Below are 22,833 nucleotides of genomic sequence, written 5' to 3' on the forward strand. Positions count from 1 at the left end.
GGTGCTTCTCGTCGCGTGCCGCGGTTCAGCCGGTGACGACCAGGCCGACGACCTCGTCGTCCGAGAACCAGACACGCACGTCCGGTGATCCCCCGGCGAAGGCGGAGTGCACCGCCTGGCGGGTCTCGGGGGAGGGGTTGTTCAGGTTGCGCCACTGCCCGGCCACGAAGAGCCTGAGGCGAGGCGGGAGTTCGGGCGGATACGGGATCAGCTCGTCCCAGTAGCGCTCGGCGAGGCCGGACCCCACCGCCGCCGGAAGCAGCTTGGTGACCGCCGCCCTGATGTCGGGGCGGTTGCCGATCCGCTGGGACGCCGGGCGGCCGGGGCCGTCCTGCTGCGGCGATCCCGTGGCCCGCAGCACGGCACGGGCGCGGGAGGAGGTCATCGGCTGCTGGCCCGCCGCCTTGAGGACGCCCTGGAGCGCGGCGACGGCGCCGACGACGATCGGGGACGCCGATGAGGTGCCGGAGAACGTGTCCGTGTACCAGGCGATCTCGTCCACGCCGCCCTGCAGGTCGCCCGGCTGGTTCCAGAAGCCGCCGGTGGTCGTGGTCTCGCGGCCCCAGCCCTGCGCGTCGAGGCGCGCGCCGTAGTTGGAGAACGCCAGGCGCGAGCGGTCCGGGCCGTGGTCGCGGCCGTGCGTGCCGGGCGGGGGCGCGCCCGCGCCCACCAGGACGGCGTCGGAGGACGGGTTGGACGGGTTGAAGGGGTTGCGCCACCAGGACGGGAACTCGTCGGGACGCCGCTCGTAGACCGCGTCGTCCAGGGACTCCGCGCCGTTGCCCGCCGCGCCGACGACGACGATGCCCTTGGCCGTCGCGTACCGGACCGCGGCGAAGTCGTCGGGCCACCACTCGATGGCGATGTAGCCCTTCTGGTCGTCGCGCGCCTCGAACTCGAACTTCGGCCCCGGGCGGTGCAGTTCGATGAGGATGACGTCGCCCGGCGAGAGCCGGTCCGCCGCGGCGTGGATCGTCGCCGCCGTGCCCGCCGGGGTGAAGGACGCGACCGCGGTCACGGCGTCCGGCACGATGCCGGTGACGCCGATGGCGTTGCGGTCGGCGCCGATGACACCGATCACGGCGGTGCCGTGGTTGCGCCACGCCAGGTCCTGGATGGGGGTGCCGATCACCACGCCCGCGAGCTTCGCCGCCAGGTCCTCGTGGCTCAGCTGCCAGGCGCCTTCGATGTCGATGACGGTCACCCCGTCACCGCCGCCGCCCAGGCGCTGCCAGGCCCAGTACGCGTCGACGCCCTCGGGCGCCGGCCGCAGATAGCCCTGGCGGCCGCTGAAGTCCGCCGTCGCCGGCATCCCTTCCTTGCGGCGCCGCGCCTCGTCCGGCTCGCCCGCGCCGCCCTGCTGCCCGACGGGCCCGAGCGCGGCCGGTACGGCGCCCGGCTTCACGTACGCCGTGTCGACGCCGGGCAGCGCCGCCATCCGCGCGCGCAGCTCCTGGGCGCGGTCCCCGCCCCCGCGGACCCGGTAGAACAGCGCCAGGTCGGGCACCTCGCCCTGGGTGTCGGGCGCCGCCGCCCGGAGCCGGTCCTCGCTGCCGAACAGCGGCTCCAGGGTGAGCTGTTCATCACTGAGGAACATGTTCAGGGCCGACACGTCGGAGCCCGAAGCCGAGCGGACCCCCTGCTCCTGGGCGCGCAGCCGGGCCTCGGGCCGGGCGACGACGATCAGTTCCTGTTCGGCGGCCCGATACGTGAACCCCGCTCCATCGGGTCCGGGGCCACTGCCCCCGGGGTCGCTGCCCCGCTGCACCTGGTCGGTCATCGCTTCACCGCTCCCTTCGGTTACCGCGCCCCGCCTGCCTTCCGGTCGCTGCACACCCTGCTACCGCCGGGCCCGGCCGTCCAGACCTCTTTCACCCAACAGCGTTTGAACGGAAGTTGAGTGGGGAACCGTGTGCATTTCATCAACAAACTCGTGTCACGCCCGATACCGGCCATATGCGTGCGTGACGGCTGTGGCGTCCTGGGCCGTGGGCAACGAGAAGGGGCGGCACCCGCGCGGGTGCCGCCCCTGGAACGCGCTGTCGGCCGTCTCAGTCCTCGGAGGAATCCTCTGACGGGGAATCGTCTTCCTTCGCGCCGTCCGGCCTGTCGCCACGGCCGTCGTTCTCCTCGCCGTCGGCCGTACCGCCGCCGGAATCCGGGGACTTCGCGGTTTCGGCGGTGCCCGATTCCTGGCTTGACTCGGCCGGGTCGTCGTCCTTGGCGTCCGCCGTGGGCGTGTCACCGGCCGTGGACCCCGCGGACCCCGTGGACCCCGTGGACCCCGTGGACCCCGTGGACGCAGCCTCCGGCCCCGGACGCGGCTGCGGCTTCGGCGGGCGCGTGCGCTCGCTCGGCGTGTCCCGCAGGTACGCCGCCCCGTCCCCGCCGTCCGTGGCGTGCCCGCCGACCTGCCCGGTCCCGGCGACGGGACCCGGCCCGCCGCCGTCGCGCCGCCGCAGATACCGCTCGAACTCCCGCGCGATGGCCTCGCCGGACGCCTCGGGCAGCTCCGCGGTGTCCCGCGCCTCCTCCAGGGACTGGACGTACTCGGCGACCTCGCTGTCCTCGGCGGCGAGCTGGTCCACGCCCAGCTGCCAGGCGCGCGCGTCCTCCGTCAGCTCGCCGAGGGGGATCCTGAGGTCGATCAGGTCCTCCAGGCGGTTGAGGAGCGCGAGCGTCGCCTTCGGGTTCGGCGGCTGCGAGACGTAGTGCGGCACGGCCGCCCACAGGCTGACCGCCGGGACGCCCGCGTGCGTGCACGCCTCCTGGAGGATGCCGACGATGCCCGTCGGGCCCTCGTACTTGGTCTCCTCCAGGTCCATGGTGCGCGCCAGGTCCGGGTCGGACGTGACGCCGCTGACCGGGACCGGGCGGGTGTGCGGGGTGTCGCCGAGCAGCGCACCCATGATCACGACCAGCTCCACGCCCAGCTCGTGGGCGAAGCCGAGCAGTTCGTTGCAGAACGAACGCCAGCGCATGGACGGCTCGATGCCCCGCACCAGGACGAGGTCGCGCGGCTTGTCGCCGCCGACGCGGACCACCGAGAGCCGCGTGGTCGGCCACGTGATCTTGCGCACGCCGCCGTCCAGCCACACCGTGGGCCGGTTGACCTGGAAGTCGTAGTAGTCCTCGGCGTCCAGCGCCGCGAACACCTCGCCCTTCCACTCCTTGTCGAGATGCGCGACCGCGGTGGAGGCGGCGTCGCCGGCGTCGTTCCAGCCCTCGAACGCGGCCACCATGACCGGGTCGATCAGCTCGGGTACCCCCTCGAGCTCGATCACCCAGGCCTCCTTCCGACGTTCTCCTCTAAGTACGCCCCAACCTTACGGCGTCCCGCGGGGCCCTCCGCAGCCCCCCGACGGCGCCGAGTGCCGGATCACTGCCCAGGTCAGTCGCCCCTCACGCATGACTCACAGGGTGGAGCGGAGCCACTGCTCCACGCTGGCGACGTGCACCGTCGCCCAGGACCGGGCCGCCTCCGCGTCCCGGTCGCGCAGCGCCGCGAGGATCGCCCGGTGCTCGTGCAGGGTGCGGCTGACCGCGTCCTCCTGGGTCAGGCCGCGCCAGACGCGGGCCCGTGTGGTCGGTCCGGAAAGGCCGTCGAGGAGGGAGCACAGCACCGAGTTCCCGGACGACTGCACGATGCCGCGGTGGAACTCCAGGTCGCAGGCCACCAGCTCCTCCACGCTCGGCGCGGCCCCGAGCGCGTCCAACTGGGCGGTGAGCGTGTCCAGTTCGGCCTCGCTGATGCGGGCGGCCGCCATGGCCGTGGCGGCGGGCTCCAGGATCCGGCGCACCGCGAGGAACTCCAGGACGGTGTCGTCGCGGTGGAAGTCCACGACGAAGCTCAGCGCCTCCAGGAGCAGCTGCGGGTCCAGGCTGGTGACGTAGGTCCCGTCGCCCTGGCGCACGTCCAGGATGCGGATCAGGGAGAGCGCCCGCACCGCCTCGCGCAGCGAGTTGCGGGAGAGCCCGAGCTCCGCGGCCAGTTCGCTCTCCTTGGGCAGCCGGTCGCCGGGGCGCAGCGCGCCGGAGACGATCATGCCCTTGATCTTTTCGATGGCCTCGTCCGTGACAGCCATGGGGACCTCGCCTCAGTGTGCGGACCGGTGGGGACAGATGGAGACAGGTGCGTACGGACACGAATAGACATCCGATGTATCGGCTCATTATGTCCCCTGCGGCCGCCACTGAGCAGGGGGTTCAGCCGAAGCGTTCGATCCTGATCCGGTCCACCGGCTGGCCGCCGTCCACCAGGAGCCGCGAGGCGTGCTCGGCGAAGCCGTTGGACCCGCAGACGTACGCCTCCCAGCCGCCCTCGGGCTGCCCGGCGCCGAGGTGCGGCGCCAAGTGCCCGGCGTTCAGGCGGCCTTCGGAGCGGGTGAGGACGGCCGTGGTCTCGTCGCCGTACTCGTCCGCGTAGATCAGGTCATCGCGGGTGCGCGCGGAGACGATCAGACGCAGCGGCACGGCCAGGCCGGCGCGCCGGTGGTGGCGGATCATCGACATCAGCGGTACGACGCCGGAGCCCGCGCCGAGCAGCAGCGCGGGCCGGTCGCCGGGCCAGGCGAAGAAGCCGGACAGCGGGCCGCGCACCTCCACGCTGTCGCCCACCCGGGCCACGGTGTGCAGATGCCCGGACACCTCGCCGCCCGGCGCGTGGTCCAGGGTCAGCTCGATCTCGCCGCTGCCGTCGGGCGCGGACGCCAGCGAGTAGTGGCGCTGGGCCACATAGCCGTCCGGCGCGGTGAGCCGCAGCATCAGGTGCTGGCCCGGCAGATGGCCCTGCCAGTCGGGCACCTTCAGCCGGAACGTCGACGCGGCGGGCGTCTCCCGGCGGATGTCCGTGATCAGCGCCTGCTGCCAGACGGCGGCCGAGCGGTTGCTCACGGCGATGCGGCCGGGGACGGCGAACGCCGTCGGCGGGACGAACGGGGCGTTCCTGGGCTCAGTCACCGGCGTACCTCTGCTCGCGCCACGGGTCGCCCCGGTGGTGATAGCCGTTCTGCTCCCAGAAGCCGGGCTCGTCGTGGTCGAGGAGGGTGAGGCCCGCGATCCACTTGGCGCTCTTCCAGAAGTACAGGTGCGGGACGATCAGGCGGGCGGGCCCGCCGTGCTCCGGCGCCAGCGGCGCCCCGTCGTACTCCCAGGCGATCCACGCCCGCCCGCCGGTCACGTCGGCGAGCGGCAGGTTGGCGGTGTAGCCGGTGTGGGAGTACGCGACGACGTGCGTGGCCGCCGCGGCGGGCCCCGCGTCGGCGAGGAACGCGTCCAGGCTCACGCCGCCGAAGCGCACGCCGAACTTGGACCAGCTCGTCACGCAGTGGATGTCGCCCCGGTACTCGGACGCGGGCAGCGCGTGCGCCTCGTCCCAGGTCCAGGTGCGCGGCCGCGCGACCAGGCCGTCGACGCGGAACGTCCAGTCGGCCGCCGCCAGGCGCGGGGTCACCTCGGCGGACAGGACGGGCCAGCCGTCGCGGGCGTCGTACTGCCCCGGGGGCAGGCGCGGGTCACGGTCGGCGGCGCGGGCGCGGCCGGTGAAGCCGCGGGTCGGCCCTGCGGCGGTCATGTGGGCACCTCGGAGGTGAGGTGTTCCGCGGTCGCGCGGGGGTGGGGCAGCGGGACGGAGGCGGCGGCCTCGCGCAGGGCGTCGACGGCCCGGCGCTCGTCGACGGTCAGGAGGGTCCGGTCGCGCATCAGGACGCGGCCGTCGACGACGGTGTCGCGCACGTCGGCGGGTCCGGCGGCGTACGCGAGGGTCGAGTACGGGTCGTGCCGGGGCGCGAGGTGCGGGCGGTCCAGGTCGACGACGATCAGGTCGGCGCGCTTGCCGGGCTCCAGGGACCCCAGCTCCCCGTCGAGGCCGAGTGCCCGCGCGGACTCCACGGTCGCCATCCGCACGGCCTGCTCCGCGCCCACCGCCGTCGGGTCGCCGCCCGCCTTGTGCACGAGCGCGGCGGCCCGCACCGCGCCGAGGACGTCGAGGGTGTTGGAGCTCACCGCGCCGTCCGTGCCCAGGCCCACGGTCACGCCCGCCGCCGTCAGGTCGGGCACCCGCGCGATGCCGCAGCCCAGCTTCAGGTTGGACACCGGGCAGTGCGCGACGGCCGTGCCGGTGCGGGCGAGGGCCGCGATCTCGGCGTCGGTGAGGTCGACGGCGTGCGCGAGGAGCGTGTCGGGGCCGAGCACGCCGAGCGAGTCGAGCAGCTCCACGGGCCGCATGCCGTGCTGCGCGGTGACCGTCGCGACCTCGGTGGCGTTCTCGGCGGCGTGCAGGTGCAGGAGCGCGCCGTGGGCACGGGCCAGCTCGGCTATCTCGACGAGCTGGTCGGGCACCAGCGTGTACGCGGAGTGCGCGAACACCACGGGCCGGGTGCCCGGCGCCGGGGTGCGGGCGGCCAGGTGGGCCTCGGCCCAGCCGAGCCGCTCCGCGTACGGGCGGCCGTCCGGCGGCTCCGGCACGTCCATGAACGTCGGCCCGCTGAGCAGCCGCCACCCGGCCGCGCGCGCCACCTCCTCGGCCGCCTCGTGGAACCAGTACATGTCGAGCGCGGCCGTCACCCCGCCCCGTACCGACTCCGCGACGGCCGCCCCGATGCCCGCCGCGACCGTCCGCGGAGAGAGCAGCGCCGCCTCGCGCGGGATGACGCGCTCCAGGAAGCCCTGGAGGGTCACGTCGTCGGCGGTGCCGCGCAGCAGCGTCATCGCCAGGTGCGTATGGGTGTTGATGAGCCCGGGCAGCACCAGACAGCCGCGCGCGTCGATCTCCTCGGCCGCCGTGTACGCGGAGCGCAGCCGCGCGGCCGGGCCGACCTCGACGATCTCGCCGTCGCGCACGGCGACCGCGCCGTCGGGCACGACCGTGCCGGAGGCGTCGACGGTGAGGACGTCGCCGCCGTGGACGAGGAGATCGATGGGAATCATGAGTTCCGTTCCGTGCGAAGGGGCTGCTGTGTCGGGGGACCGGGAGGTCGTGGCGCGGGCGGGGCCGTGCCGGCCCGGGCGTGGCCTACCGCGTTGTGGGCGATGTCTGCGCGGGCAGCCCGGCGTCCTCGGCGGCCAGCAGGCGCAGTGCGTCCAAGGTTATCCGGGCGGCGCGGGTGACACCGTCGGCGACCACCGAGCGGTGCGGGTCGTAGCCGCCGGTGGCCTCCTCGTCGACCAGCTCGTCGGCGTTGGCGCCGTCAACCACGAGCGCGCCGCCCGCCGTCAGGCCGCGCGTCGACGCGAACACGTACAGCGCCGACAGCTCCATCTCGATCGCGGCGATCCCGGCCCGCTCGTACTCCTCGGCGGGCAGCGGCAGGAAGCCCGGCTGGAAGGCGGCCCGGGTCCACACCACGCCCCGGTGGTGGGGGGCCTGAGCCGCGCGGGCCGCCCGCTGGAGCGCGAGCACCGCCTCCGGCGCGGCGAACGCCGGGTACTCGGCCGGTATCAGCTGCCGCGTCACGCCGTCGTCGCGCACCGCCGCGTCCGCGACGACCAGGTCCCCGTCCCCGATGCCCGGCCGGATCGCGCCCGCCGTCCCCAGGCGGATGAAGTGCGTCACACCCGCCTCGGCCAGCTCCTGGAACAGGAGCAGGGCACCGGGCGCGCCCACCCCGTGCGAGGCCACGACGACGGGCAGGCCCTGCCGGCTGCCGGTGAAGGTGCGGTACTCGCGGTGGTACGACACCTCCTTGGCGTCGTCGAGCAGCTCGGCCACGGTCGCGGCGCGCGCGGGGTCGCCGACGACGACGGCGTACGGGGGCAGGCCGGAACGCGGCACTCCGGAGATGGGCAGGGTGTCGGCGGATGTCGTCATCAGGGTGCTCCTACCAGGGGGTCGGACGGCTTCGGTGATCTCGGTGACTTCGGCTGCTGCGGTGGTGCGGGCGGGCGCGCGGGTGCGGCGCGGCGGCGTCGGCGTGCGGTGGACAGGAACAGGGCGGCGAGGGTCACGACGTACGGCGCGGCGTCCGTGGCCTGCTGCGGGAGCCCCGCCCCCTGCAACCGGAAGCCCACGGCCTCCGCGACGCCGAAGAGCAGCGCCGCGAGCAGCACGCCGAGCGGCGCCGCCCGGCCCAGCATGACCGCCACCACGGCGATCCAGCCGCGCCCCGCCGTCATGTTCTCCGAGAACAACGTCACGTTGCCGAGCGCCAGTTGGGCCCCCGCGAGCCCGCAGAGCACACCCGACGCGAGCACCGCCGCGTAACGGTACTTCGCCGGGCTCACCCCGAGCGTCGCCGCCGCGTCCGGCGCCTCCCCGACACCGCGGAGCCGCAGCCCCCACGGGTGCCTGGCGAGGAACAGCGCGCTGACGGCGACGGCGCCCCACGCCGCGTACACGAGCAGCGAGTGGCCCGAGACGACGGGTCCGAGCAGCGGCACGTCGATCTCGCCGAGGCCCCGCAGGTCCGGGTCGGAGAACGTGCCCTGGACGCCGAAGACGGTCCGGAGCAGGTAGCCGGTCAGGCCGACGGCCAGCAGGTTCAGGGCGACGCCGAGGACGACCGCGTCGCCGCGCAGGGTGATGGCGCCGACGGCGAGGATCAGCGCGTACGCGGCCGCGGCGAGCGCGGCGAGGGCCACGCCGAGCCAGGCGCTGCCGGTGTACCAGCTCCCGGCGACGGCCGCGAAGCAGCCGATCAGCATCATGCCTTCGAGCCCGATGTTGAACACGCCCGCGCGCTCGCAGATCGCGCCGCCGAGCGCGGCGAGCAGGATCGGGGTGAGCGCGAGCAGCGCGGAGTGGAAGAGGGCGGAGTCGACGCTCATCGGGACGGCACCTCGGTCTTGTCGTGGGATTCCGCCGCGCCCCCGGACCTGCGCGCGCGCCGCCAGGTGAAGCGCAGCCGCGCCGCGAGGAACACGATCACGACGGCCTGGAGCACCTGCGTCAGCTCGCGCGGCACTTCCGTGGCCCGCTCCATCGCGAGCCCGCCGACGTCGAGCGCCGCGAAGAACAGCGCGGCGAGCGCCGTCCCGAGGGGCGCGGCGGACGCGAGCAGCGCCGCCGTGAGCGCCGTCCACGTGTGGCCCGCGCCGGTCAGCGCCCCGTCGATGAAGCGGTAGGGGAAGCTGAGCACGCCGATCGCGCCCACCAGGCCCGCCAGGCCGCCGGACAGCGCCATCAGGCGCAGCGTCAGACGCGGCCGGTCCACGCCCGCGTACGCGGCGAAGCGCGGGTTGAGACCGGTCATCCGGATCTCGTAGCCGCCGCCGGTGCGGGCGTCCGCGAACACGAACAGACCGGCGGCGAGCAGGACGAGCAGCAGGCCGACGGTGACCGTCGAGTCCCCGAAGGCGGGCAGCGCGACGCCGTCGGGCAGCCGCCGCGTCTGCGGCAGGCTCGACCCGTCCTCCTTCAGGGGGAAGCGTGCCAGGTACGAGGCGAAGGACAGCGCCGGATAGCCGAGGAGCAGGCTGCTGACGAGCAGCGGCACCCCGAACCGGTTCTGGCACACCGCGGCGAGCGCGGCGTACGCGGCCCCGGCGACCGTGCCCGCGAGCAGCGCGGCGGCCACCGCGAGGGGCGCGGGCAGCGGTACGTACAGGCCGGTCGCCGCGGCCGCGATCCCGCCGAGCACGAGCTGGCCGTCCCCGCCGAGGTTCAGCAGGCCCGCCCGCAGCGGCACGGCGAGCGCGACGGCGAGGCCGAGGACGGAGGTGCCCGTGGTCAGGGTCGGTCCGATCCCGTCCGGGCCGAGCGCGCCGGTGACGACGGATCCGTACGCGCCGACGGGCTCGGCGCCCGTCCCGAGCAGGAACAGCGCGCCGACGGCGACGGCGGCGAGGACGGAGTGCAGGGCGGGGGAGCCGAGGAGGCGGCGCACGACGGTGGGAGCGGGGGATGGGTCAACTGCCATGGGGCAGGCCTTTCTCGGGGGCCGCTGGGGCGGTGAGCGCGACTGCGCCGTCGGGTGGGGGTGCGGGCAGGTCCTGCCCCCACTCCCCGCCCGCCATCGCAAGGCCAAGGACCCGCTCGTCCGCCTCCGCGCGCGTGAACTCGGCCGCCACGCGCCCCTCGTACATCACGAGCACCCGGTCCGAGAGCCCCCGGATCTCGCTCAGCTCGGCCGAGACGAGCAGGACGGCGTGGCCCGCGTCCCGGTGGGCGATCAGCTCCTGGTGGATGGTCTGGATCGCGCCGATGTCGACGCCGCGCGTGGGCTGCTCGGCGATCAACAGGGGTGCCTCGTGGGCGAGTTCCCGGCCGATGACCAGCTTCTGGAGGTTCCCGCCGGACAGGGAGCCCGCCGGGTGCCGCGCGGACGCGACCTTGATCGAGAACCGCTCGACCAGCTCGCGCGCGTGCGCCCGCAGCCAGGAAGGACGCAGCAGCCGGTGCCCCCGGTGGTGCCCCATGGCGAGGTTCTCGGCGACGGAGGCGGCGGGCGCGGTGCCCACGGCGGCCCGGTCCTCGGGGACGTACGCGAGCCCGGCCGCCCGCCGCCGCGCGGCCGAGGCGTGCGTGACGTCGAGCCCGGCCAGGGTCACCCGGCCGCCGGTGACGGGCCGCAACCCGGCGAGCGCCTCGACGAGTTCGCTCTGGCCGTTGCCCGCGACCCCGGCGATGCCGACGATCTCCCCGGCGCGCACGGTCAGCGACACGTCCCGCACGGCGTCGGTCCGCAGCCCGCTCACCGCGAGGACCGCACCGCCCGGCGCACCGGCCGGGTGCACCCGGTCGAGCACGACCGCGCGCCCCGTCATCGCCTCGGCGAGGGCGTCCGCGCTGGTGTCGGCCGTACGAAGTTGCGCGGCCACCCGCCCGTCCCGCAGCACCGTCACGGTGTCGCTGCCCTCCATGACCTCGCGCAGCTTGTGCGTGACCAGGAGAACGGTGCGGCCTTCGGCGGCCAGCGACCGCAGGACCGCGAACAGCGCGTCGGCCTCGGCGGGCGTCAGCACGGCGGTGGGCTCGTCGAGGATGAGCGTGCGGGCGCCCCGGTGCAGCAGCTTGAGGATCTCCACGCGCTGGCGCACCCCCACCGGCAGGTCACCGACGCGCGCCGCCGGATCGACGGCGAGCCCGTGCCGCTCGGCGAGCGCGCCCACCTCCCGCACGGCCGCCGCCCGGTCCACGAGCCCGAAGCGGCGCGGCTCGGCGGCGAACACCACGTTCTCGGCGACGGTGAACGACGGGAAGAGCCGGAAGCTCTGGTGCACCATGCCGAGCCCCGCGGCGATCGCCTGGCTCGGGTCGGCGAAGGCCACCTCGCGCCCGTCCAGCAGGATCCGCCCGGCGTCCGGCCGCAGCAGCCCGTACAGGACGGACATCAGCGTGGACTTGCCCGCGCCGTTCTCACCCATCAGGGCGTGGATCTCGCCGCGCGCGACGGTGAGGTCGACGCGGTCGTTGGCGAGGGTGCCGGGGAACGCCTTGGTGATGCCGCGCAGTTCTACGGCGGGCGGCGCCTCCGTCGCCGGGACGGGCTCAGGCGGCCGGGTCATCGACCTTCAGCTTCCCGGCGACGATGTCGTCCCGCAGCTCCTTCACCCGCTTCAGGACGTCGCCGTGGTCGGCGATGAGGCACTTGGAGCCGCCGAGCCCCGGCTCCAGGCCGGTCAGCGACATCCCGCCCTCCTTCAGGCCGTACGAGACGGTCGAGCCGCCCTTGCCCGCGAGGATCTGCGCGACGCCCTTCTCGACGGCGACGTCGGTCTTCTTCAGGACGTTGTCGACGACGACGCCCGGAGCCGTCAGGCACTGGTTGGCGTCCACGCCGTACGCCTGGAAGCCCTTGGCCTTCGCCGCCTGGAAGACCCCGGTGTTGCCGCCCGCGGCGGCCGCCATCACCTGGTCGGCGCCGCCCGACGCGAGCGTCGCCGCCTGGTCCTTGGCGCGCGCCGCGTCGTTGAACGGCGACTGCCCGCCCACGAACAGCGTCCGCGCCGAGGTGCCCGCGCGGACCTTCTTCGCGCCCGCCGCGAACGGCTCGCTGTAGCGCCGGAACTGGGGCGTGTCGAGCACGTCCACGGCACCGACCTCGCGGCTCTCGCTCAGCAGCCCGGCCTCGGCGCCCGCGAGGAACACCGCCTCGTGCTCCCGGAACACCGCGCAGGTCACGTTCTTGTACGCCTTCTTGGTGCACGCGTCGACCAGCAGGAACTGCTGCTTCGGGTGCGCCTCGGCCTGCTGCGCCACGAGGTCGGCGAACTCGAAGCCGACCAGCACGACGACGTCCGGCGCGGAGTCCACCGCCGACTGCACGTTCTGCTGCCGCGAGTTGGTGTCGCTGCTCTGGAACACCTTCTGGCTGCCGCCCTGCTTCTTCGCCGCCGCCTTGACGCCGCTGACGGCGAGCTTCAGGAACTCGTTCTGGGCCACGGGGTCGGGCGTGACGAGCGTGAACTCCTTGCCGCCGCCTTCCTTGCCGTCCGCGCCCTCGTCCTTGGCGGCGGCGTTGCAGCCGGTGGCGAGGAGTGCGGCGCCGACGACGGCGCTCGCGAGGCGAAGGGCGCGGCCCCTCCGTGACGGCGACGGCGACGGCGGCGGGGAGGCCGGGGACGGCGGGGACAGCCGAACAGCCGGACCGGACAGAACAGTCATCAGGGAGCGCCTTCTGGAAGGTGCCTGGGGATCAGGCAACGGCAGGCAGGGAGTTGACGCGGCGGGGTGCCGGGAAGGCCGGGAGAGCCGAGGAGGCCAAGAGGGCCGAGGAGCAGGGAGAGCCGGTGCGGTACGGGAGCGGCCGGCGAGCGACGGAACGGCGTCGCTCAGCGCATACAGCCCGTACCGGGCATACAGCGGCGACAGCGACACATGAGGTGGCCGCTGAGGTCGAGGTGACCGAGGTGACCGAGGTGAACGAGGGACACGGCGGGGCAGCGCACGTCGCTCTTGGCGGTCATGGCTGTCCTCCTCACACCGTGGGTCCGACCGGGGTGGGCGAGAGAGTAACACCGGAATTCGGACGGCCGCACGAACGTCTCGAAATGTGGTTCGAGCAGGTCAGGTACGGTGGCGGCACCCCTCGCCCCCTCTGATCCCCCCGATCTCCTCGGGGATTCCCCGGAGTTGAGCAGCATGAGCAACAGCAGCAGCCAGGACCTGCGCGCCGTCCTCTGGACGGCTTCGGCGGACGGTCCCGCCCTGTCTCTGATCGACCAGACCGCCCTGCCGCACGCCTTGGCGCGCGTCGAGGTGCGCACCGTCGACGAACTCGTCGACGCCATCGTGCGGTTGGTGGTCCGGGGCGCGCCCGCGATCGGCGCGGCCGGTGCGTACGGCGTGGCGCTCGCCCTCGTCCAGGGCGAGCGCGAGGGCTGGAACCGGGCCCGGCTCGACGCCGAGGTCGCCCGGATCCGGGCGGCGCGGCCCACCGCCGTGAACCTCATGGCGAGCGTCGACCGGGTCGCGCCGCGCGTCGACGAAGGCCTCGACGCGGTGCTCGCCGAGGCGCACGCCGTCGTCGACGAGGACCTCAAGGCCAACCACGCCATGGGTGCGTACGGCGCCGACTGGCTTCTCGCCCGCGTCGGCGTCGACCGGCCCCTGCGCGTCCTCACCCACTGCAACACCGGCGCCCTCGCCACCGCGGGCTGGGGCACCGCGCTCGGCGTCATCCGTGAACTCCACCGGCGCGGGCGCCTGGAGACCGTGTACGCCGACGAGACCCGGCCCCTCCTCCAAGGCGCCCGGCTCACCGCCTGGGAACTCGCCCAGGAAGGCATCCCGCACTTCGTCCAGGCCGACTCCGCCGCCGCCGGGACCATCCTGCGCGGCGAGGTCGACGCGGCCGTCGTCGGGGCCGACCGCATCGCCGCCAACGGCGACACCGCCAACAAGGTGGGCACCGTCGGCATCGCCCTCGCCTGCGCCTACGCCCGCATCCCCTTCGTCGTCGCCGCCCCCACCACCACCGTCGACCTCGCCACCGCCTCCGGCGACGGCATCCGCATCGAGCTGCGGGGCGAGGACGAGGTCCTCTCCTGGGCCGGGGTCCGCACCGCGCCCGCCGCGTCGCGCGGCCACAATCCGGCGTTCGACGTGACGCCGGGGGAGCTGGTGTCGGCGCTGGTGACGGAGCGGGGGGTCCGGGAGGTTTCGGCGGGCGAGATGCCGGTGGTGGGGTAGGGGCCTCGCGGGTGCGCCCCAGTCCCGCCCCTTCACCGAACCTGGGGCTCCGCCCCAGACCCCGCTCCTCAAACGCCGGAGGGGCTGAAAATTACCGGCACATTCCCAGCCCGCCCCGGCAACTATCTAGCCCGTCCGGCGATTGAGGACGAGGCGCGAAGCGTCGACGAGGGGGTCCAGGGGCGCAGCCCCGGTTTCGGAGAAGGGGCGGGACTGGGGCGCCCCGCGAGGGCTCAACCCCCCGCCAGCTCCAACTCCAGCAACCACTCCACCACCTCGACCCGATGCCGCGCCTCGCGAGGATCCGCCCCCCAGACGTACAACCCGTGCCCGGCCACCACCACCGCAGGCATCCCCGGCGACAACGCGGCCTCCAGCCGATCCCCGAGCACCCCCATGTCCTGACTGTTGCCGATCACCGGCAGGGTGACGGCCACCTCATGGGTGGGATGCCCGAGCCCCTTGAGCATCTCCAGGTCCCGGAACGCGATCCCCTCCGGCCGCCGCCGCCCGAGCGCGACGGAGGCGACGGTGTGGACGTGCGCCACGGCTCCCGCCCCGGTGAGTCGCACGACCCGCGCGTGGAGCGCGGCCTCGGCGGACGGCCGCCCGGCGCCGATCGCGGCGCCCTGGTCGTCGGTCAACACCACGTCGGAGGGGGTCAGTTCCCCCTTGTCGCGCCCGCTGGCGGTGACGGCGAGCCGCACGGGATCGCGGGAGACGACGACGGAGAGGTTCCCGGAGGTCCCGCGCATCCAGCCGAAGGAGGCGAACCGCGCCGCCTCGGCGGCGAGCACGGCCCCGGCCTCCTCGAGGTCGAGGTCAAGGTCCAGGCCGACGTCGGCCCCGCGGCCGGTGGTCCCGCTCATACGCCCGTCCTCCGCTCAGAGAGCAACTCGATCTCCCCGAAGGCGGCCGCCTCCGGATGCCCGCCGACCCCGGCGGCGAAGTACGGCTCCCCGACCCGCCGTACCCCCACGGTCAGCCACCCGGCGTCCCGCGCGGCGTCCAGCTCCCCGAGCCGGTCGGAGAGGAAGAGGGTGCGCCCCGCGGGCACGCCGACGGCGGCGGTGATGGCGCGGTAGGAGCGTGCCTCCTGCTTCGGCCCGGCGTTCTCGGTGTCGTACAGACCGCTGACGAGCCGGGTGAGGTCACCCTCGGCGGAGTGCGTGAACCACGCGCGCTGCGCGGCCACCGACCCGGAGGAGTACACGTACAGGCGCAGCCCGGCGGCGTGCCACCGCCGAAGGACCGGAACGACGTCTTCGTAGAAGTGCGAGACGAGGTCCCCGAGGGCGAACCCCTCGGCCCAGAGGACGCCTTGGAGGGCCTTCAACGGGGTCGCCTTGCGGTCCGCGTCGACCCACTCGCCCAGGACCTTCTCGACGCGCGCCGCGTCCGCGTCCGGTTCGCCGATCTCCGCGCGGACCTGCGCCACGGCCCGCGCCACGACGGGCTCGTCGGCCCGCCGGGTCAGGAGCTCGCCGAACCGCTCGCGGGCGTAGGGGTACATGACGTCCACGACGAAGCCGGTGGCGCTCGTGGTGCCCTCGATGTCGAGCACCACGGCGTCGACCGAGCCGGACGGGAAGCGCACGCTCACGCGGCGGTCTCCGCGTATCCGGCGTGGATGGTGTCGAAGTCCGGGAAGCGCTCCGCGATGGGGCTGCCGGTGAAGTTGCCGATCCAGCCGTCCTCCTCGTGGAAGAAGCGGATGGCGGTGAACGACGGCGACGTACCCATGTCGAACCAGTGCGTCGTGCCGCGCGGCACCCCGAGCAGATCGCCCTTCTCGCAGTAGACGGCGTGCACTTCGCCCGCCACGTGCAGATAGAAGATCCCGGCGCCCGCGACGAAGAAGCGCACCTCGTCATCGTCGTCGTGGGTGTGCTCGGCGAGGAACTTCTGCCGGGCCGCCTTGGCCTTGTCGGGCCACCCCGGGTCGTCACTCGGGTGCAGGGCGACCACGTCGACGGTCCGGAAGCCCTCTTCGGCGTTGAGCCGGTCGATCTCCGCGCGGTACGCGGCGAACACGGTGTCGCTGTCCGCGTCGGCGGGCACGTCCGCGCGGACCGGCCACTGTTCGTAGCGCACGCCGACGGGGGCGAGCGCGGCGGCGATCTCGGCGGGGTCGGCGGTGCGGCGCACTACGGTCGCGGGGCCGGACTCCGGCCAGGTGGTGAGGAGAGTCATGGGTCACTCCAGAAGGCAGTGAGTGGTACGGGGGCGGGGCCGGACGCCTGTGCGGATCGTAGCCCGGAGCGCTCCGGGGCCACGAGGGGTTCCACAGCGTGGACGGCGGTCCGCGCCGTCGGCCCGTGGGGAAGGAGGAAGGGGGCGCGGTCAGGCCTCGGACCAGAGCGTCGACGGTGCCTCGCGCCGCACCACCGGCGCGATCTCCTCCGCGAACCGCTGGAGGGTCTCCACCTGTTCGCCGCGCGACAGGCCGAACCCGTCCACGGAGATCGACTGCAGATCGTGCCGGTACACCTCGTGGTAGCCGAGGATCTTGTCGATGATCTGCTGCGGGGAGCCGATGAGCTGCGGTCCGTCGGCGACGGCGTCCTCGATGGTGCGGAAGGGGGTGTTGTAGCCCGCCTTTCCTTCGAGGTGCGGCTTGAACGTCTGGCGCACCTTCGCCTCGTACAGGTCCCGGTAGCGGCTCACCGCCCGCTCCGCGCTGTCGGCGATGAGCAACCCGCCCGAGCCCGCCGCCACATGGGCGCGCGCCGGGTCGTGGCCGTGCGCCTCGAACCGCTCCCGGTAGTGCGCGATGAGCTCCGCGTACGCGGCGCGCGGCTGGATGGCGTTGGCGGTGAACAGCGGATCGCCGTGCAGGGCGGCGAGTTCGGGTGAGTTGCGGGAGGTCGCCGAGCCGTGCCAGACGCGCGGCGGGCCCGCGTACGGGCGCGGCACGGTCGTCACGTCCTTCAGGGCGGGCCGGAACTCGCCCGCCCAGTCGACGTTCTCCTCGCGCCACAGCCGCCGCAGGAGTTCGTACTTCTCCTTCTGGAGGTCCCACTGCCGGGCCTCGTCGAGCCCGAACAGGTCGAAGTGGCCGGCCTCCGCGCCCTTGCCGATCACCAGCTCCACGCGCCCGCGCGAGAGCTGGTCGAGCGTCGCGTAGTCCTCGGCGACCCGCACCGGGTCGAGGATCGCGACCACCGTCACGCCGGTCAGGAGCCGGATGCGGGACGTGCGCGCCGCGAGCGCGCCGAGCACCACCGTCGGGCTCGACGACAGGAACGCGCCCGCGTGCCGCTCGCCCACCGCGTACGCGTCGTACCCGAGCCGTTCCGCCTCGACACCGACCTCGACGACGTCCTCGAACCGCTCGGCGGCGGAGGGGAGTTCACCGGTCAGGGGGTGGGGCGAGTGGGAGATGAGGGAAAGGACCTGAAACTTCATGCTTCAAATGTGCGGGGCGAACGTTGCGGGGGTGTGGCGGCGGTATGGCACACCTGGCCATGCGTAAGGGGCGGCCTCCATGGAGGCCGCCCCTTACCCGCGCCGAGTGTGCGTCAGCTCTTCTCGCCCAGCAGGTCCTCGACCTTGCCACGGATCTCGTCCGTCGCCAGGCCCCGGATCGTCAGGGTCGTACGGCGACGCAGCACGTCGTCGGCCGTCTCGGCCCACTCGTTGTCGCGGGCGTACACGACCTGCGCCCAGATCTCCGGGGCGTCGGGGTGCACGCGCTCGGCCAGCTCCGGGTTCTCGTTCGCCAGGCGGGCGATGTCGAAGGACAGGGAGCCGTAGTGCGTGGCCAGGTGGCGCGCGGTGTCGGGCGCCATGCGCGGGCCCGGCGCCGGGCCGTCGACCAGGAGGCGGTGGGCGACCGCGCGCGGGTTGGCGATACCGGGCAGCGGCAGCTTCTTCGGCAGCTCGGAGATCGGCACGAAGTCTTCGTCGGCACCACCGAGCGGGTGACCCGGCAGGGCCTCCAGCTTCTTCATGACCGTACGGCCGATGTGGCGGAACGTCGTCCACTTGCCGCCCGCGACCGACAGCATGCCGCCGCGGCCCTCGGTGACGACCGTCTCGCGCTTGGCCTTGGAGGTGTCGCCGGGACCGCCCGGCAGCACCCGCAGACCCGCGAAGGAGTACGTGATCAGGTCACGGGACAGCTGCTGGTCGCGGATGGAGAACGCGGCCTCGTCCAGGATCTGCGCGGTGTCGGACTCGGTGACGCGCACGTCCGCCGGGTCGCCCTCGAACTCCTCGTCGGTGGTGCCGAGAAGGAGCATGTCCTCCCAGGGCAGGGCGAACGTGATGCGGTACTTGTCGATCGGCGTGGCCAGCGCGGCCTTCCAGGGGGCGGTGCGCTTGAGGACCAGGTGCGCGCCCTTGGACAGGCGGATGGAGGGGGCCGCGTCCGGGTTCTCCATCTTGCGCAGGTGGTCGACCCAGGGGCCGGTCGCGTTCAGGACCAGGCGGGCGTTCACACCGAACTCGGTGCCGTCTATCCGGTCCTTGAGGTCGGCGCCGGTGACCCGGCCGCCGGTGAAGCGCAGTCCGGTGACCTCGGCGTGGTTGAGGACGGCGGCGCCGGCCTCGGCGGCGGCGCGGACCGTCATCAGGGCCATGCGCGCGTCGTTCATCTGGTCGTCGCCGTACACGGCCACGGCCTTCAGGTTGTCCGTGCGCAGCTCCGGCACGTCCTGCGCCGCCTTGGCGGGGGAGAGCAGGTGGCCGACGCCGTCGCCGAACGCGGAGAGCGCCGAGTAGGCGAAGACGCCCGCGCCGAGCTTGGCGGCGCCGTGCGGGCCGCCCTTGTAGACCGGCAGGTAGAAGGTGAGCGGGTTGGCGAGGTGCGGTGCCACCTGGCGTGACACCGCACGCCGCTCGAAGTGGTTCTCCGCGACCAGCTTCACCGCGCCGGTCTGCAGGTAGCGCAGACCGCCGTGGAGCAGCTTGGAGGAGGCGGAGGAGGTGGCGCCGGCGAAGTCGCCGGCGTCCACCAGGGCCACCCTGAGACCCGACTGCGCGGCATGCCAGGCGGTGGAGATGCCCAGGATTCCGCCGCCGATCACCAGGAGGTCGTAGGACGCCTTGGACAGACGTTCCCGGGTCTCGGCGCGGCTCGGCGCGCTGCCCGCGGCCGGGGGCGTGCCGAGAGCCGGAAAGGCGGGGCCGCTCTGCAGGGTGGTCATGGTTGCTTAACTCCTCGTCAGCTGAGCTGAGTGCGGTTCAGCTCTCGTCGTCCTCGAGCCAGCCCATGGTCCGCTCGACGGCCTTGAGCCAGTTCTTGTACTCACGGTCGCGGATGTCCGCGTCCATGCGGGGGGTCCACTCCGCGGCCCGGCGCCAGTTGGCGCGCAGGTCGTCGGTGGAGGACCAGAAGCCGACGGCGAGACCGGCGGCATAGGCGGCGCCGAGGCAGGTCGTCTCGGCGACCATGGGGCGCACCACCGGCGCGTCCAGGAAGTCCGAGAGGGTCTGCATCAGCAGGTTGTTGGAGGTCATGCCGCCGTCGACCTTGAGGGCCGCGAGCTCGACGCCGGAGTCCTTCGTCATGGCGTCGGTGATCTCACGGGTCTGCCAGGCGGTGGCCTCCAGAACGGCGCGCGCGATGTGCGCCTTGGTGACGTACCGGGTCAGACCGGCGATCACACCGCGGGCGTCGGAACGCCAGTACGGGGCGAACAGGCCCGAGAAGGCCGGTACGAAGTACGCGCCGCCGTTGTCGTCGACCGAGGACGCGAGCGTCTCGATCTCGGCGGCGGAGTTGATCAGGCCCATCTGGTCGCGCATCCACTGCACGAGCGAGCCGGTGACGGCGATGGAGCCCTCGAGGGCGTAGACCGGCTTCTTGTCGCCGATCTGGTAGCCCACGGTGGTGAGCAGTCCGGAGTACGAGTTGATGGCCTTCTCGCCGGTGTTCATCAGCATGAAGGTGCCGGTGCCGTACGTGGACTTGGCCTCGCCCTCCTCGAAACAGGTCTGGCCGAACAGGGCCGCCTGCTGGTCGCCGAGGGCGGAGGCGACCGGGATGCCGCCCAGGATGTCGCCGAGCTTGCCGCCGGTGACCTCGCCGTAGACCTCGGCGGAGGAGCGGATCTCGGGGAGGATCTGGGTCGGCACGCCGATGGACTCGGCGATGCGCTCGTCCCACTCCATGGTGTGCAGGTTCATCAGCATGGTGCGCGAGGCGTTGGTGACGTCGGTGACGTGCTTGCCGCCGTTCACCCCGCCCGTCAGGTTCCAGATGACCCAGGAGTCCATCGTGCCGAAGAGGATGTCGCCCGCCTCGGCGCGCTCGCGCAGGCCGTCGACGTTGTCGAGCAGCCAGCGGGCCTTGGGCCCGGCGAAGTAGGAGGCCAGCGGCAGGCCCGTCTCGCGGCGGAAGCGGTCCTGGCCGACGTTGCGGCCGAGCTCCTTGCAGAGGGCGTCGGTGCGGGTGTCCTGCCAGACGATGGCGTTGTACACCGGCTCGCCGGTGTTCTTGTCCCACAGCAGCGTGGTCTCGCGCTGGTTGGTGATGCCGATGGCCTTGATGTCGGCGCTGGTGATGCCGGCCTTGGAGATGGCTCCGGCGACGACTTCCTCGACGTTGGTCCAGATCTCGGTGGCGTTGTGCTCGACCCAGCCCGGCTTCGGGAAGATCTGCTCGTGCTCCTTCTGGTCGACGGAGACGATGCGTCCGTCGCGGTCGAAGACGATGCAGCGGCTGGAAGTGGTGCCCTGGTCGATCGCGGCGATGAAGGGGCCTGCGGTGTGTGCGTCGGTCACGGTGTGCTCCTGAAAGTCCGTCGGGTTCTCGGCGTGGTCGGCGTGGTCGCTCAGAACAGCTTGAAGATGTACGCGGCGAGAGCGCCGCCGATCAGCGGTCCGACGACGGGAATCCACGCGTACGACCAGTCGGAGCCACCCTTGTTGGGGAGCGGGAGCAGCGCGTGCACGACGCGCGGGCCGAGGTCACGGACCGGGTTGATGGCGTAGCCCGTGGGGCCGCCGAGCGAGAGGCCGATGCCGACCACGACGAGCGCGGTGATCAGGGCGCCGAGGACGCCGAGGCCGTTGCCGCCGTCGTTGAGGCCCTGGGTGAGGATCGCCAGGACGAGCACGGTCGTGGCGATGATCTCGGTGACCAGGTTCTGGGCGACGTTCCGGATCTCCGGACCGGTCGAGAAGATGCCGAGCACGGGTCCTGCCTTGGGCGCGGCCTTCAGGTCGACCATGCCCTCGTCACCGGACTTGGCGTTCACGATCTCGGGGTCCGTGAGGTGGGCCTGGAACTGGCCGTAGTACGTGGCCCACACGAGCACCGCACCGATCATGGCGCCGAGGAACTGCGAGCCGAGGTAGATCGGCACGTCGCTCCACTTGGTGCCGCCGTCCACGGCGAGGCCGATGGTGACCGCCGGGTTGAGGTGCGCGCCGGAGACGCCGCCCGCGAGGTAGGCGCCGGTCAGTACGGCGAAGCCCCAGCCGAACGTGATCGCGAGCCAGCCCGCGTCCTTGGCCTTCGAGCGCTTGAGCGTGACGGCGGCGCACACGCCACCACCGAGCAGGATGAGCACGGCGGTACCGATGGTCTCGCCGATGAAGATGTCGGAGCTGGACACCCGCGACTCCTTTGTCCTTCGTCCAGGGAAAGGCGAACCCCGGGTCCCTCCGGTGGTCCGCGCCCTCAGGTGAGGGCGTTGCCGGCCCTGGCTTGCCCCACTGTAACGCGTAATGCCGTTAGGTGTTCGACAATGCCGACCGGTGGACGCGAGTCTGGCCGTGGGGTTACCAGCGCGTCAAGAGTTCTGTAATTGAAAACACGATCGTTATTGATCGTTCTGGGTTATCGCCGGAGTCGCAACCAGAAACATGCGGGCGCGCGCCGGGCCCCAGGTCGGAACCGGTCCGCGCCCCGTCAGAACCGGCTCGCGCCCAGATCGCGGGAGACGGCCCGCGCGCAGTCCCGGACGGCGGCGATCAGCTCGGGCCGCAGCTCGCCCGAGGGGCACACCCGTTCCACGGCCCCCGTGATCCCCACCGCGCCCACCGGCATCCGCCGCCGGTCGTGGATGGGCGCGGCCACGGACGCGATGCCCTCCCAGGTCTCCTCGACGTCGGCCGCGTAGCCCCGCGCGCGCGTGAGGTCGAGGACGCCCTCGAACGCCTCCGGCGCGCTCACCGTGTGCGCCGTGAACGACTCCCGCTCGGCCTCCAGGGCCTCGCTGTGCGCCACCGGGTCGTACGCCGCGAGCACCTTGCCGAGCGCCGTGGAGTGCAGCGGCTGCATGGCGCCGACCTCCAGGACCTGGCGGCTGTCGTCGGGGCGGAAGACGTGGTGCACGATCAGCACGCCCTGCTGGTGCAGGACGCCCAGGTACACGCTCTCGCCGCTGGAGCGGGCCAGGTCGTCGGTCCACACCAGGGCGCGGGCGCGCAGCTCGTGCACGTCCAGATAGCTGTTGCCGAGGCGCAGCAGCTCCGCGCCCAGCTGATAGCGGCCCGATGCCGCGTCCTGCTCGACGAAGCCCTCCTGCTGGAGGGTGCGCAGGATGCCGTGGGCCGTGCCCTTGGCGAGTCCGAGGGCGGAGGCGATGTCCGAGAGGCCCAGCCGGCGCTCGCCGCCCGCGAGCAGGCGCAGCATCGCGGCGGCCCGCTCGAGCGACTGGATGTTCCGTGCCATCGCAGCCCTGTCCTCCAACCCCGGTTGACGTTCGACAATGCTGAACACTATCGGTCGTTGCCGACCTCTGGCTAAGGGTGCGTGCGCAGCGTTTGCGCCACACGGGGTCGGCCGAACAGTTCCGGCCACGTGGCGCAGG

20 protein-coding genes are annotated in these 22,833 nt (G+C 73.2%); 1 reads left to right on the forward strand and 19 read right to left on the reverse strand.

Features of this window, described 5'->3' with window-relative positions:
* Positions 1-25: 25 nt before the first annotated feature.
* The 11 genes from AB6L24_RS11935 to AB6L24_RS11985 all read right to left on the reverse strand — a co-directional run bounded on the left by AB6L24_RS11935 (position 26) and on the right by AB6L24_RS11985 (position 12,541).
* Positions 26-1,780, reverse strand: a complete 1,755-nt coding sequence (locus AB6L24_RS11935) for a S8 family peptidase (RefSeq protein ID WP_405654929.1) — start codon at positions 1,778-1,780, stop codon at positions 26-28.
* Between the two features lie 271 nt (positions 1,781-2,051).
* Positions 2,052-3,284, reverse strand: coding sequence for a PAC2 family protein (locus AB6L24_RS11940; RefSeq protein ID WP_405654931.1), 1,233 nt, complete (start codon positions 3,282-3,284; stop codon positions 2,052-2,054).
* A 129-nt stretch (positions 3,285-3,413) separates the two neighbouring features.
* The gene (locus tag AB6L24_RS11945) at positions 3,414-4,085 is read right to left on the reverse strand and encodes a FadR/GntR family transcriptional regulator (protein WP_405654933.1); all 672 of its coding nucleotides are present in this window, start codon (positions 4,083-4,085) and stop codon (positions 3,414-3,416) included.
* A 121-nt stretch (positions 4,086-4,206) separates the two neighbouring features.
* Positions 4,207-4,959: a ferredoxin reductase gene (locus AB6L24_RS11950; protein WP_405654936.1), complete on the reverse strand. Its 753-nt coding sequence runs from the start codon at positions 4,957-4,959 to the stop codon at positions 4,207-4,209.
* On the reverse strand, positions 4,952-5,572 hold the full coding sequence (locus AB6L24_RS11955) for a sulfite oxidase-like oxidoreductase (protein WP_405654938.1): 621 nt from the start codon (positions 5,570-5,572) through the stop codon (positions 4,952-4,954). Before AB6L24_RS11955 ends, AB6L24_RS11950 begins: the two co-directional genes overlap by 8 nt.
* Positions 5,569-6,927, reverse strand: a complete 1,359-nt coding sequence (locus tag AB6L24_RS11960) for an amidohydrolase (RefSeq protein WP_405654940.1) — start codon at positions 6,925-6,927, stop codon at positions 5,569-5,571. The genes AB6L24_RS11955 and AB6L24_RS11960 overlap by 4 nt, the downstream gene beginning before the upstream one ends.
* A gap of 85 nt (positions 6,928-7,012) precedes the next feature.
* A complete protein-coding gene (locus AB6L24_RS11965; RefSeq protein WP_405654942.1) occupies positions 7,013-7,807 on the reverse strand; it encodes a nucleoside phosphorylase in 795 nt (264 codons plus the stop codon).
* A complete protein-coding gene (locus AB6L24_RS11970; RefSeq protein WP_405654944.1) occupies positions 7,807-8,763 on the reverse strand; it encodes an ABC transporter permease in 957 nt (318 codons plus the stop codon). The genes AB6L24_RS11965 and AB6L24_RS11970 overlap by 1 nt, the downstream gene beginning before the upstream one ends.
* Entirely contained in the window at positions 8,760-9,854 is a 1,095-nt protein-coding gene (locus AB6L24_RS11975) for an ABC transporter permease (protein ID WP_405654946.1), read from the reverse strand. The genes AB6L24_RS11970 and AB6L24_RS11975 overlap by 4 nt, the downstream gene beginning before the upstream one ends.
* Positions 9,844-11,442, reverse strand: coding sequence for an ABC transporter ATP-binding protein (locus AB6L24_RS11980; protein ID WP_405654948.1), 1,599 nt, complete (start codon positions 11,440-11,442; stop codon positions 9,844-9,846). Before AB6L24_RS11980 ends, AB6L24_RS11975 begins: the two co-directional genes overlap by 11 nt.
* Positions 11,426-12,541 (reverse strand): BMP family ABC transporter substrate-binding protein, encoded by a 1,116-nt coding sequence (locus tag AB6L24_RS11985; RefSeq protein WP_405654950.1) that lies wholly within the window; start codon positions 12,539-12,541, stop codon positions 11,426-11,428. Before AB6L24_RS11985 ends, AB6L24_RS11980 begins: the two co-directional genes overlap by 17 nt.
* A gap of 477 nt (positions 12,542-13,018) precedes the next feature.
* Here AB6L24_RS11985 and mtnA point away from each other — a divergent pair, with 477 nt between their 5' ends.
* The gene (gene mtnA, locus AB6L24_RS11990) at positions 13,019-14,068 is read left to right on the forward strand and encodes an S-methyl-5-thioribose-1-phosphate isomerase (RefSeq protein ID WP_405654952.1); all 1,050 of its coding nucleotides are present in this window, start codon (positions 13,019-13,021) and stop codon (positions 14,066-14,068) included.
* Between the two features lie 233 nt (positions 14,069-14,301).
* Here the strand turns inward: mtnA and mtnB are convergent, their stop codons facing one another.
* The 8 genes from mtnB to AB6L24_RS12030 all read right to left on the reverse strand — a co-directional run bounded on the left by mtnB (position 14,302) and on the right by AB6L24_RS12030 (position 22,694).
* Positions 14,302-14,937: a methylthioribulose 1-phosphate dehydratase gene (mtnB, locus tag AB6L24_RS11995; RefSeq protein WP_405654955.1), complete on the reverse strand. Its 636-nt coding sequence runs from the start codon at positions 14,935-14,937 to the stop codon at positions 14,302-14,304.
* Positions 14,934-15,671 (reverse strand): acireductone synthase, encoded by a 738-nt coding sequence (mtnC, locus tag AB6L24_RS12000; RefSeq protein ID WP_405654957.1) that lies wholly within the window; start codon positions 15,669-15,671, stop codon positions 14,934-14,936. Before mtnC ends, mtnB begins: the two co-directional genes overlap by 4 nt.
* Positions 15,668-16,261, reverse strand: a complete 594-nt coding sequence (locus tag AB6L24_RS12005; RefSeq protein WP_405654959.1) for a 1,2-dihydroxy-3-keto-5-methylthiopentene dioxygenase — start codon at positions 16,259-16,261, stop codon at positions 15,668-15,670. The genes mtnC and AB6L24_RS12005 overlap by 4 nt, the downstream gene beginning before the upstream one ends.
* Positions 16,262-16,411: 150 nt before the next feature.
* Complete coding sequence (locus tag AB6L24_RS12010; protein ID WP_405654961.1) at positions 16,412-17,476, reverse strand: LLM class flavin-dependent oxidoreductase; 1,065 nt, start codon at positions 17,474-17,476, stop codon at positions 16,412-16,414.
* 113 nt (positions 17,477-17,589) lie between these two features.
* Complete coding sequence (locus tag AB6L24_RS12015) at positions 17,590-19,218, reverse strand: FAD-dependent oxidoreductase (RefSeq protein WP_405654963.1); 1,629 nt, start codon at positions 19,216-19,218, stop codon at positions 17,590-17,592.
* 37 nt (positions 19,219-19,255) lie between these two features.
* A complete protein-coding gene (gene glpK / locus AB6L24_RS12020) occupies positions 19,256-20,797 on the reverse strand; it encodes a glycerol kinase GlpK (protein ID WP_380852693.1) in 1,542 nt (513 codons plus the stop codon).
* 50 nt (positions 20,798-20,847) lie between these two features.
* Positions 20,848-21,633 (reverse strand): MIP/aquaporin family protein, encoded by a 786-nt coding sequence (locus AB6L24_RS12025; RefSeq protein WP_087883389.1) that lies wholly within the window; start codon positions 21,631-21,633, stop codon positions 20,848-20,850.
* A 296-nt stretch (positions 21,634-21,929) separates the two neighbouring features.
* Complete coding sequence (locus tag AB6L24_RS12030) at positions 21,930-22,694, reverse strand: IclR family transcriptional regulator (RefSeq protein WP_030356229.1); 765 nt, start codon at positions 22,692-22,694, stop codon at positions 21,930-21,932.
* Positions 22,695-22,833: the final 139 nt, after the last annotated feature.

The sequence above is a fragment of the Streptomyces sp. RK9 genome (genome assembly GCF_045070545.1).
GTDB lineage: Bacteria > Actinomycetota > Actinomycetes > Streptomycetales > Streptomycetaceae > Streptomyces > Streptomyces alboflavus.